Raw genomic sequence first — 11,751 nt, 5'->3', positions numbered from 1 at the left:
GGGTGGTAGTTCGGTAGAGGCCAACTGGAACCTCAATGGCGGCTACACCCTGACCTCGGTGAGCGCCTACCGCTATTGGCACTTCACCCCAGCCAACGATGAAACCCTCGACGTTTCGGTCATCAATAACACCGGCGTTGAAGTGCATGACCGGCAGTTCTCCCAGGAGTTTCGCCTGGCCTCGCCAACCGGTGGCTTCTTCGATTACGTCGTAGGCGCCTATGTATTTAATTCCAATCTGGGCAATAAAACCTTTACCGACTACGGCCCGGACGCCGACCGCTTCCTGCTGCCAACCGCGCAAAACAGCTTTAACGCGCTGAACAATGTGTCGACCAAAGCCAATGGCAAAGTCGTCACCGACAGCTACGCCTTGTTTGGTCAGGGCACGTTTCACCTGACTGACCGCCTGGACTTCACCGCTGGTTTGCGCGGCACCTACGAAGAAAAACAAGCCAAGATCGAGCGCTTTGCTCCTGATGGCGGCGCAGCGGTTACCGGCGCTGGCGCCACCATCCGCAATCGGCAACTGGGCGCCTACGACTCTGGCGACCTGAGCCTGCACAACGCTTCGCCTTCGGGTCTGCTCAGCCTGAGTTACAAATTCAGCGATGAAGTATTGGGCTACGCCAGCCTATCCCACGGGGAAAAATCCGGTGGGGTAAACCTGGCGGTTGGCAGTGCACCGACCGCAGGCGCTGAGTCGTTGCTGGTAGGGCCGGAGCGGGCAAACGATGCCGAACTGGGGTTTAAAAGCACCTTGCTCGACCGCCGTTTACTGCTCAATGCCAACCTGTTCTGGACCGGCATCCACGGCTACCAAGCCACCACGCTTTATCAACCGGCGGGCAGTACCAGCGTGGTATCGGTGCTGGCCAACGCTGGTAGCGTGCGCAGTCGCGGTCTGGAGTTTGAAGCGACCGCGCTGCTTACCCGTGGCCTGACGGTCAACGTTAACGGCTCCTATAACGACGTCACCTATCTGTCGTTCAAAGACGCGCCATGCCCTGGTGAGGTGTCGACGGCGCCCGGCGCGCCGGCCACCTGCGACCTCACCGGCGAACGCGTAGTCGGCGCCTCGAAGTGGATCGGCAATATCAATGGCGAATACAAGTGGGCGCTGGAAGGTGGCATCGAACCTTACGTCAACGCCAGCTACGCCTACCGCTCCGACGCCGAAGGCACGCTGGATAACTCCGATCTTTCCAAAATTGATGGCTACGGCCTGGTCAACCTCGCCACCGGTATCCGTACCGACCTGGGCGACGGCCAGCTCGACGCCTCGCTGTGGCTGAAAAATGCCACGGACAAAGAGTACTACCTGAGCGCCTTCGCCTACCTCAACGGCGCCTACAGCGCCTCTGTAGGCCAGCCGCGCACCGCTGGGGTCACCCTGCGCTACGACTTTTAAACCCTTCTGTTGAGCCGAGTCGTTAAAACAGAAAAACACCGAGCCAAAACGAGGAAACCATCATGAGCAATGCAGCACTCGCTACTCCCGTCACCCATACCGTGCAGTTGGATATCCGCCGCGTTGCCGGCCGTATTGGCGCCGAGATCCGGGGCGTGAAGTTGTCCGCCGACCTCGACGCCGATACCGTCGCCGCCATTCAGCAAGCCTTGCTGGAACACAAGGTGATCTTCTTCCGCGGCCAGACCCACCTTGATGACGTCAGCCAGGAAGCCTTCGCCAAGCTGCTCGGCGAGCCAGTGGCGCACCCAACGGTGCCGGTAGTCGACGGCACCCACTACCTGCTGGAACTGGACTCGGCCAAAGGCGCGCGCGCCAGCTCGTGGCACACCGATGTCACCTTTGTTGATGCCTACCCCAAGGCCTCGATTCTGCGCTCGGTGGTGGTGCCCGAATACGGCGGCGACACCACCTGGGCCAACACCGCCACGGCCTACGAGCACCTGCCGAGCGAGCTGAAAGAGTTGGCCGACAAACTGGTGGCCGTGCATAGCAACGAATACGACTACGCCGCGATCAAGCCCAACGCCCAGTTGGAAGCGGCCGAGCACTACCGCAAAGTGTTTACCTCCACGGTGTATGAAACCGAGCATCCGGTGGTGCGCGTACACCCCATCAGCGGCGAGCGCAGCTTGCTGTTGGGGCACTTTGTTAAACGCATCAAAGGCTACGGCGCGGCTGATTCGGCGCACCTATTCAACTTGCTGCAAAGCCACGTGATCCGCCTGGAAAACACCGTGCGCTGGACCTGGCAGGTGGGTGACGTAGCGATCTGGGATAACCGCTCCACCCAACACTATGCGGTTGACGACTACGGCAACCAGTCGCGCATTGTCCGCCGCGTCACCCTGCACGGCGAAGTGCCGTACGGCGTTAACGGCCAACGCAGCCAAACCATCAAAAAAGCCTGAAGCCAACTAGCCCGTCGCCACCGGCGGGATTTGAAACCGGAGTATTTGCCATGAGCCAAGCCGCCACCGCGCTACGCCAAACCGAGCCTGAATTCGCCATAGTGCCGTTGCACGACGCGCCGCTGGGTGCCGAAGTGCACGGCCTCGACGCCCGCCAAGCGCTAAGCCCCGACCAAGTGCTGGCGTTAAAGCAGGCGCTGCGCGACCACCACATTCTGATCTTTAAAAACCAGCTACTCGACGACCGCCAATACCTGGACTTCACCAGTTACTTTGGCTCGGTATTCCAACCGCCTGCGGATATTCCGGTGCTGTCCTCCGGTGCCGACGGCAAAGCGCCAAGCATTGTGCGCGTGGCCAATACCGAAGGTGGCGAGCTGGGCAACTTTGCCTTGCCGGCCCATAGCGACCACCAATGGACGCCAACGCCGTCGGCAGGCTCGCTGCTCTACGCCCTGCAAGTGCCGAGCAAAGGCGGGGAGACCAGCTGGACCAACCTGGCCTTGGCCTATGAAACGCTACCCGAGGCGACCAAAGCCGAAATCGAAGGCCTGCGCCTGATCAACTACAACCCGTTTATTCGCCTGAAAAGTGGCGGCTATGGCGGCACTTTTATTACCTACCGCACGCCCGATATCGAGCCGATTCAAGGCACCGAACACCCGCTGGTACGCACCCACCCCGAAAGCGGTAAACGCCTGTTGTTTCTCAGCGTGCACACCGAAGTGGAAATTCCCGGCTACGACCCGCAGAAAGGTAAGGAACTGATTGGCCGCCTGCGCGAACACCTGCAAAACCCCAAGCTCTACTACACCCACCACTGGCAAGTCGGCGACATCGTTTATTGGGATAACCAGGCCACCTTGCACGCGCGCAACGCCTTTGACGCCAACGAAGTGCGCAACCTCAAACGCATCAGCTTGGCGGGGAGTCGGCCGTTTTAAAACGGCCCAACCCAACCTACACCTTTACGCGTTTTCGCCCGGTGCGGATCTGTTGCGCCATTCCATGGGGTTCATACCTTCGGCACGGGTAAAGGTGCGGGAGAAATGCGCCTGGTCGCAAAAGCCGCACTCGGCGCTGATTTGCGTGAGGGTCATGTCCGACTCTTGAATCAAGCGCTTGGCCTGGGCAATACGTTGGCGATGAATCCAATCCTGCGGCGACATGCCGGTGCTGCGTTTAAACGCCCGTGAGAAGTGGCTGCGCGACAAGGCACAGGCTTGCGCCAGTTGCGGCACGCTGATTTTTTCGCCGAGCAGAGTATGGATAAGGTTTTTTGCCAGACGTTCGCGCCAGGGCGTCAGGCCGCCGGTAACCAGGATTTCACCGTCGCTGTCTGGCGCGGGCGCGCGTCGGGCTGTCCATTGAAAGCTGGCCATAATTCATCCTCTGTGAGTTGAGAATGATTTTGGCAGGCCAAGCGCAGCGGCGAACGATCAATAGAGGCCCGTTTCGGCCAACGGGGTGCGCAATACGGACACGTCTAGTACGCCCGTTTCAGCCAAATTGCTGGCGGTACTGGATTGGCGTAAGGCCAAGCTTTTCGCTGAAGAGAAAACGCATATGCCGCGTACTGCCCAAGCCCGCGCGGTAGGCGACGGTTTTCAGCGGCAGGTCGGTGCTCTCCAATAGACTGCGGGCGCGGTCGATGCGCGCATGTTGGAGGAACTCCATGGGCGTCATTTGCACATCACGGCTAAACAAGCGGGCGAAGTGCCGAGCGCTCATACCTGCCAGGCTGGCCATGCGTTCGACGCTAAAGTCTTCGTCCAGATGGGCCAGTACATAGGTTTGTACCTTATTAATCGGCGAGTCCTGCTCGGCCAGCGCCGCCAGCATCGGGCTGAACTGGGCCTGGCCGCCCTGGCGTTTCATCGCCACCAGCAACACCTTGGCCACATCTACCGCGACTGCCTTGCCATGGTCTTCGGCCACCACGGCCAACGCCATGTCGATGCCAGCGGTAACGCCGCCAGAAGTCAGCAGCCGACCGTCTTTTACATAAATCTGATCAGTGCCGATGCGCGCCTTGGGGAAGCGTTTGGCCAGGCGCTCGGTGTAGTTCCAGTGGGTAGTGACCTGGTGATCATCCAGCAGACAGGCTTCGCCGAGGATAAACGCGCCGGTGCAGATCGAGCCGTAGAGCGAACAGCGTTGCACGGCGGTTTTCAGCCACGCCGTTACCGCGGGAAAACGCTCGTTGTAAGCGCCGGGGCCGCCGGGCACCAAGAGCAAATCGTAGGCTTCACAGCCATCGGCCATGGTCAGGTCGGTCTGCACCGTTACGCCGTTAGAGGCGCGAATCAGGCGCTGCTCGCTGCCGATGGTGAGTACTTGGTAGTGCTCGCTTTCCGGCAGAAAACGATTGGCCACGGAAAACACCTCGAAAGGGCCGGCCATATCGAGCAAGAGAAACTCGGGAAACAACACCATGGCAACGGTTTTCATCAGCTAACCCGTACAGAAATACAACTTATGAATAAGGCGAGGTTTTGCACCAAGCTGCTTGTTTTAGAACGGTTTTTAGTTGCGTGCAAGCGCGTATCGACGAATTGCCGCGCGGCTGTGATGGGGTTAGCGCCGCTTAGCTGAGCAAAGGCGCGCATACTCGCTGCCTGTGCTGGCATTCGGTCAGCGTGACACAAGGAACATCCCATGAGTCAGCGCACGTTTGCCCATCACCTGGTGTGGAATGCGGCGAAGTTGGTTGGTAGGGAGCCGCAGGCGTTTCTCGCCGTACGCCGGCAGAGCGGCGGCAGCGACGCGGTGTATCACCGCATCCTGGCCGACCAGCAATTCGAATACAAAATCGACGCTGAGACTGCCGCCTTAAGTGAGCTGGCCAAAGTAGTCAGCATCGATAAGAACGACAATCTGGTGTTTTGACGCGGCGGGCAGGGTTTACGCGTTTATTTGCTGGGCCTGGGCGGCCTGAATAAACACCCCAAACGCCTGCTCAACGCCCCGTTGTAACTCCAGCTCATCGCAGCCTTGCGCTTGGCTTTCCAGGCGCTGCAAAAAGCTTGGCCACAGCCCAGGGGTGGAGGCATGGCCGAGGTAGTCCATGGGCGCGCCCGGTTGTGCGGCTTGCAAGCGCCGGGCAAGCACCTGGCCGCCCAAGCGTGAGCCTTCAAGAACATAGGCTGCGCCCCAGCACCAGGCCGGGCTGACCTGTTGCGGCATGCTCAGTACATCGACAGGGGCACAGGCGAAAGCCTGCAGGTCGGCGCGCAGGGCTTCGCTGCGGCGGCGTTGCGGCCAGTCCTCGAGCAACTGGTCGATGGCGTTTTCTTCGAGGGTTTGCTCCAGGCTGAAGAGGGCGGCAGCGTGGGCTTGAAGAAAGCGCCGATAACCGTCGGCAGTCTCCAGGCTTAGGGCCGAATAGGCGTCGTCGACCTCTTGGTGCAGCCCGGCGCCGAGCTGACGCAAGCGTTGGCGCAGGTTATTCATGCTTGGGCGCCGCGCCGCGAATGGCCAGCAGAATTTTGCGCACCAGTTGTTCCTCGCTAAAGGGTTTTTGTATGACTGGGCTGTCGCCAAGTCCGACCGAGTCGAGCTCGGCATAACCGCTGATAAACACGATCGGCAACCGCGGTTGCTGCACCGCCACCACGCGCGCCAGTTCGCCGCCATTCATGCCGGGCATGGCAAAGTCGGCCAGTAGCAAATCAACATCCAGAGTGGCCAGCAGTTGCAAGGCACGGGCGCCGGAGTCGGCTTCGGTTACGTGGAAGCCCAGGCGTTGCAGCATTTGTGCGGTAACGTCGCGCACCGAGGGGTCGTCGTCGACCAGCAAAATATGGTGTTCGCCGTTAACGATTTCGGTGCTTGGATTGGCACTGTCAACAACGCCAGTTTCCGCATTCGGCTGGGTGCGCGGCAGATAGACCTGCACCGTTGTGCCCACGCCAACCTCGGTAAAAATCCGCGCGCCACCCCCCGACTGTTTGGCGAAACCAAATACCTGTGCCAGGCCAAGGCCGGAGCCTTTGCCCACTTCCTTGGTGGTAAAGAAGGGTTCGAAGGCTTTTTGCAGCACGTCCTGGCTCATGCCAGTGCCGGTGTCCGACACCGAGAGCATGACGTAGTCGCCAGGCCCCGGTTCCTCGGCGCTTTGCGCGACTTCGGAAATGCTGACGTTAGCGGTGGCCAGCACCAATTGGCCGCCGTCGCTCATGGCGTCGCGGGCGTTAATGGCCAGGTTGAGAATGATCATGTCGATCTGCGTGGGGTCGACCAGCGCGTGCCACAGATCGGACTGCGCCTGAATAGCCACGCTGATGCGCCCGCCGAGGGTACTTTTCAACAAGGTGTGCAGGTTGTTCAGGGTTTCGTTGAGGTCTAGCGGCGCCGGCGCCAGCTGTTGGCGACGGGCAAAGGCCAGCAACTGCGCCGTCAGCGTGGCGCCCCGTTCACCAGCGGTACGAATATGACTGACCCGGCGCAGGCTGGTTTCTGCCGGTACGCCGCGTTCCAGGTCGCGCTGCAAAAAGGTCGCGCTGGTGAGAATAACGGTCAGCAGGTTGTTGAAGTCGTGGGCAACGCCGGCCGTGAGCTGGCCTACCGCTTCCAGGCGCTGCATTTGCCGCAGTGTGGCTTCGACTTTTTCCCGTTCCTGAATCTGTTTGTGCAAAGCCATGTTGGCGTTGGCCAGCTTGTCGATGTTGGCAATTTCATTGCTGATATCGCGACCGGCCACATACGCGCGGCCGCCATCCGGCACGGCGCTCCAGGCGATCCAGCGGTAGCTGCCGTCGCGGTGGCGCAGGCGGTTGACGAAGCGGTCGGCAACCTCGCCGCGGCGCACGGTGGCCATCGCCACCCGGCTGCTACGTACATCGTCGGGGTGAGTGAGGCTAACCAGCGGCAACCCGAGCAGGTCGTCGTGCTGCCAGCCCAAGATGCTCTGCCAGGCGGGGTTTAACGCCAGCGTGGTGGAGTCAAAACTGGTGACCGCCAGCAAATCGCGGGACAGCTCCCAGGTGCGGTCGCGTTCGCGGGTGCGTTCTTGCACCCGTTCGCCGAGGGTTTCGTTAAGTTGTTTGAGCGCCTCGGTAGCCGTGCGTTGCTCGGTAATATCCATCACCACGCCAACAAAACGGGTGCAGATACCTTGATCAAAAAACGCCTGGCCGCGCATTTCCAGCCAGCGTTCGCGCCCGTCGGGCAGGTGAATGCGGTACGGCGTGGCGAAGTCGGGGTGATTCGGGTCGCTGGTGGCGGCCTGCACGCTGGCACGCAGAATGGGCAGGTCGTCGGGGTGACACAGGCGCTCGAATACGCTCATGTCCAGCGTTTCGTCACCTTCCAGGCCACACATGGCACGGTAGCGGTGGTCGCAGCGCAGCTCGCCGCTGCTTGGCTCGAAATCCCACATGCTCAGGCCCGCGGCTTCTACCGCCAGGCGCGCTCGGGCACCGATCTCTTGCAATGCTTGCTCGGCCTGCAAGCGTCGGCGCCGCTCGTTGACTTCGGCCAAGGCGCGATTGACCGCTTTGGGCAGCATCGACAGGTTTTGCTTGAGCACGTAGTCGACGGCACCGGCGCGCATCATATTGACGGCGTTTTCTTCGCCGTAAACGCCAGACAGAAAAATAAAGGGGGTTTTCGGTGCCAGGCGTTGGGCTTCTTGCAACGCTTGGCGCCCGGAAAAGCCGGGCAAAATAAAGTCCGCCAGAATCAGGTCGAAGTCACGCCGTTCAAGGGCCTCCACCACGCCGACCTGGTTGTACACCAGTTCGGTATCAAGGCTGTAACCGCTGCGTTCTAGCGCCAGTTGCGCCAGTTCGGCATCGTTGGGGCTGTCCTCAATAAGCAGGATGCTGATGTAATTTAACGCTGGCATTAACCTTCCTGTAGCCGAATGCGGTGGTGCGGTATCAGTCGTGTTGGTCTTCGGTCTTGCGCGGGCGTTGCAGGCGGAGCGAGCCAGGTGGCGGCTCATTGAGCACGGCCCAGAAAATGCCAAGGTCGGAGATGGCAGCGACAAATTCTTTAAAATCGACCGGCTTGACCACGTAAGCATTCACGCCCATTTCGTAGGCGCGCACCAGATCGGGCTCTTCTCGCGAGGAGGTCAACATGACCACGGGAATGCTGCGCAGCGCCGGTGTTTCGCGCACTGTTTTCAATACTTCCAGACCGTCGACCTTCGGCAGCTTGAGGTCCAGCAACATAACGGCTGGATTGCCGTCGTCGCGGCTCGCGTAGTCGCCGCGTCGCAGTAAGTAATCCAGCGCCTCGGCACCGTCGCGTTTGATCACCACGTCGTTGGCCAACTGGCTGCGTTCCAGGGCTACTAGGGTGAGCTCCAGGTCGTTGGGATTGTCTTCAACGAGGAGGATAGGTTTAAGCATTTAGTCGTTCCGCTGTGCAAAGGGTGTTGTGTAAGTCAAATGGGGGAGGGCGAAGAAAAACGTGGCGCCCTGATCAATGCGGCCATCGGCCCAGACGCGCCCGCCATGGCGCTCGATAATACGCTTGACGGTGGCCAGACCAATGCCGGTGCCTTCGAATTCTTCCATACGGTGCAGGCGCTGGAATACGCCAAACAGCTTGTTGGCGTACTGCATGTCAAAGCCGACGCCGTTGTCACGGATAAACACCACCGTCTCGTCCGTTTGCTGGTGGGCGCCCAATTCGATCACCGCGTGATCGCGGTTGCTGGTGTACTTGATGGCGTTGCTGATCAGGTTGCGCAGCACCATGTGGATAAACGCCGCATCGGCGACCACACGGGGCATGGGCTGAATTTTCCATTCGATAGCGCGGCCTTCGTAGTCCGGGCGCATTTCTTCCAGAATGGAGGTCACCAGAGCGCCGAGATCGACATCCGACAGGTGCAGCGCTGAACGTCCCATTTGCGAAAAGCTCAGCAGGTTGTCCACCAGCACGCCGGCAAAACGCGCGGCTTCGCTGATATTGGCCAGAAAACGCTTGCCGCGTTCGCTCATCTGCTCGGCTTCCATTTCGCCAAGCAACTCGGTGTAACCGGCGATATGGCGCAACGGCGCTCGCAAATCGTGGGACACACTGTAGGAAAACGACTCCAGCTCTTTATTGGTTTCGCGCAGTTCTCCGGCCAATTGCGCCATTTCCTCGGCCTTGCGCAGCACAATACCCAGCACTGCGGCGCGCAGTTCAAGGGCGCCGTCACGTTCGGCCGCTTCCCAGGGCGCAGAAAAGCCGCTGACCTCTTCGCGCCAGGCCTCGAAGCTGTGGCGAGGTGAGAGGGCGCCAGTGGTTTGGTCCAGCTGTTTTTTTGGTTGCCCGGCCCAGGTCACGGTTTTGACTTTTTCCTGGCGAAACCAGATCAGGTAGTGGGCATGCAGTTTGGAAATCGACACAGCCAACACGCCGGGACTATGGGCGGCCAATTGCGCCAGTTGCGGCACATCGCGCAGCAGGTTGTCGGTACTGAACAACGGGCCGTTGTTTTGCCTGCTCAGCCAGTGCGCGAGCTCAAGAATGTGCTGGTCGGGCGGGGCGCTGCCAACGCTGATGCAGGTGTCGGCCGTTACCACGGCAGCCCCTTGGGCCTGGGCGAAGGCGAGCACTACGTCTGGCAGATTTTTAAAGCCTTCCGTTACGCTGTCGTAGTCGGCCATACCGGCTAACAACCGCACGGTCAGGTGGCGCAGCTCCAACTTCCGTTCAACCAGCAACGCGCTTTCGGTGGCATCGATCTGCAACGCCAGAATGCGCGCCAGCAGCTCACAGGTTGTGCGGGTTTTATGGCTGAGATGGTGTGGGTCGGCGTCGTGGCAAGAAATCAGGCCCCAGAGGCGGTCGCGCACCACGATGGAAACCGACATCGAGGCCAGCGTGCCCATATTGCGCATGTATTGAAGATGGACCGGCGACACGCTACGCAGCGAGGCAAAACCCAGGTCTAGAGGCTTGTTGTCGACCGGGCTCAACTGCGGCACCAGCGGTGAAGGCTGATAGTTGGCATCGGGAATCAGCCGGATCAGGTTCTTGCAGTACAGCAGCCGCGCTTGTTTAGGAATGTCTGAGGCGGGGAACTGCAAGCCTAAATAGCTGGCATAGCCTGGCTGCAAACGTTCGGCCAACACTTCGCCATTACCTTGTTCATCAAAGCGGTACGCGCTCACCCGACCAAAACCGGAAATTCGGCTGAGTTCGGCAACGGCCAGGTCGCAAATAGCGGTCAGCGTGCGGGCGGCATGCAGCTCGGCGACAAAGGTGCGCATCAGCGGATAAAGCGTGCCGTAAGCCTCGCCAGGATTACTGTCCGGCTCGAACTCGAGAATAAGCTGGCCGTTATGACGATGGCCGATCAAGGCAAACTGGCGCTGCTGGGCTGTGCCACGAGAAAAACTGAAGTCACCCAGGTGAAAAGGGTTGAGGTCGTCCACCGACAAGGACTGCAGGCGTGTTGGCAGCGACGGGTCACTGATCAACTCTTGCAGCGACAGGCCCAGCAAACTCTGCGCCTCAAGCCCCAACCAGCTGCTGACGTTGTCACTGACTTGCTGCACGCGCAGGTCTGCGTCGTTCACGACGAACAAAAAACCATGCGGCTGGATACCGCCTGGGATATGAATCGGTTCGTCGGCACAGCGCTCTACGGCGGCATTCAGCGAGTCACTGGAGAGGGTGTTCATACTGCATCCTGTCAGGCCATAGCCAGGAAAACTGGGCTGGCAATACGGTTCGGCTAGAACTCAGAGCGAAGCGTGCGGCAATGGTTCTAAAAAAATTTAGCGGCGAAGTTGCCGAGTTTATTACGCCTTGCCCATGGCCTTGACTGCTGCCAACCACTGCGGATTAAGACGCGGCTGGTCAGTATCGAGCCCTTGAGCTTGCATGGCGTGTTGATGGGCAGCAATTTCCTGCTCCATTTGACTCAGGGAGCTGGTGTTGGCTTCCAGCACATACATCTGCGCCAGCCCCTGATGATAGAAGCGCAGCAGTTGCATGGCCGCTGGATTGTGCGCCCTCACCCCGGCCTCCACCTGATGCATCACGTTGGTCACACTCATTAACGCCCGCTTCAACTGCCAGCCATACACCGCCGCGCTCATCCACGGTTGCGACCATAGCTTGAGCTTGAACAGCGCTGCCGTAAGCACCACAGCCACCGCCACACCCCCGGCGTTCCAACGAAAGTTATCGCCGCCAGGAGTACCCAACAGCATCACCGCCAAGCTCGACAGCAACATCGCCAGAGCAACAAAAATCACCGCGATGATCAGCGTGCTGCGGCGTGTTTGCTGGCGATAGCTTTCGGGGTTTTGCGCTTGGATTTCGAACATGGGGTACAGGGCTCGGGGATAGAGGCGGGCGGCATTATGGCCTCAAATACGGATCAACGCGTAGGGGCGAAAGTAGCTAGTGGATGAG

The 11,751-nt window shown here is 59.9% G+C and carries 11 protein-coding genes; 4 read left to right on the top strand and 7 right to left on the bottom strand.

What is annotated here, in order from left to right:
• From AAAB16_RS25490 to AAAB16_RS25480, 3 genes are all read left to right on the top strand, one after another.
• A partial coding sequence (locus AAAB16_RS25490; RefSeq protein WP_340665872.1) for a TonB-dependent receptor occupies nt 1-1,411 on the top strand: 1,411 nt, incomplete at its 5' end.
• A 62-nt stretch (nt 1,412-1,473) separates the two neighbouring features.
• Nucleotides 1,474-2,382, top strand: coding sequence for a TauD/TfdA family dioxygenase (locus AAAB16_RS25485; RefSeq protein ID WP_340665871.1), 909 nt, complete (start codon nt 1,474-1,476; stop codon nt 2,380-2,382).
• A gap of 50 nt (nt 2,383-2,432) precedes the next feature.
• Nucleotides 2,433-3,326 carry a TauD/TfdA family dioxygenase gene (locus AAAB16_RS25480; RefSeq protein WP_340665870.1) on the top strand — a complete coding sequence of 298 codons (894 nt, stop codon included), beginning with the start codon at nt 2,433-2,435 and terminating at the stop codon, nt 3,324-3,326.
• 24 nt (nt 3,327-3,350) lie between these two features.
• On the opposite strand, the gene AAAB16_RS25475 is transcribed toward AAAB16_RS25480, so the two are convergent.
• Nucleotides 3,351-3,764 carry an AraC family transcriptional regulator gene (locus AAAB16_RS25475; RefSeq protein ID WP_340665869.1) on the bottom strand — a complete coding sequence of 138 codons (414 nt, stop codon included), beginning with the start codon at nt 3,762-3,764 and terminating at the stop codon, nt 3,351-3,353.
• Between the two features lie 118 nt (nt 3,765-3,882).
• Nucleotides 3,883-4,833, bottom strand: a complete 951-nt coding sequence (locus AAAB16_RS25470; protein WP_340665868.1) for a GlxA family transcriptional regulator — start codon at nt 4,831-4,833, stop codon at nt 3,883-3,885.
• Between the two features lie 207 nt (nt 4,834-5,040).
• Between AAAB16_RS25470 and AAAB16_RS25465 the strand changes: the two genes are divergently transcribed.
• Nucleotides 5,041-5,271 (top strand): hypothetical protein, encoded by a 231-nt coding sequence (locus tag AAAB16_RS25465; RefSeq protein ID WP_110618672.1) that lies wholly within the window; start codon nt 5,041-5,043, stop codon nt 5,269-5,271.
• 15 nt (nt 5,272-5,286) lie between these two features.
• Here the strand turns inward: AAAB16_RS25465 and AAAB16_RS25460 are convergent, their stop codons facing one another.
• The 5 genes from AAAB16_RS25460 to AAAB16_RS25440 form a co-directional block, all read right to left on the bottom strand.
• Entirely contained in the window at nt 5,287-5,835 is a 549-nt protein-coding gene (locus tag AAAB16_RS25460) for a biliverdin-producing heme oxygenase (protein ID WP_340665867.1), read from the bottom strand.
• Complete coding sequence (locus AAAB16_RS25455) at nt 5,828-8,230, bottom strand: response regulator (RefSeq protein ID WP_340665866.1); 2,403 nt, start codon at nt 8,228-8,230, stop codon at nt 5,828-5,830. Before AAAB16_RS25455 ends, AAAB16_RS25460 begins: the two co-directional genes overlap by 8 nt.
• 34 nt (nt 8,231-8,264) lie before the next feature.
• Nucleotides 8,265-8,741 (bottom strand): response regulator, encoded by a 477-nt coding sequence (locus AAAB16_RS25450; protein ID WP_340665865.1) that lies wholly within the window; start codon nt 8,739-8,741, stop codon nt 8,265-8,267.
• Nucleotides 8,742-11,012, bottom strand: a complete 2,271-nt coding sequence (locus tag AAAB16_RS25445; protein WP_340665864.1) for an ATP-binding protein — start codon at nt 11,010-11,012, stop codon at nt 8,742-8,744.
• Between the two features lie 120 nt (nt 11,013-11,132).
• A complete protein-coding gene (locus tag AAAB16_RS25440; protein WP_340665863.1) occupies nt 11,133-11,663 on the bottom strand; it encodes a DUF3087 family protein in 531 nt (176 codons plus the stop codon).
• Nucleotides 11,664-11,751: the final 88 nt, after the last annotated feature.

Source organism: Pseudomonas sp., assembly GCF_037994325.1.
Classification (GTDB): Bacteria; Pseudomonadota; Gammaproteobacteria; order Pseudomonadales; family Pseudomonadaceae; genus Aquipseudomonas.
This window is presented reverse-complemented; position numbering and strand designations above follow the sequence as displayed.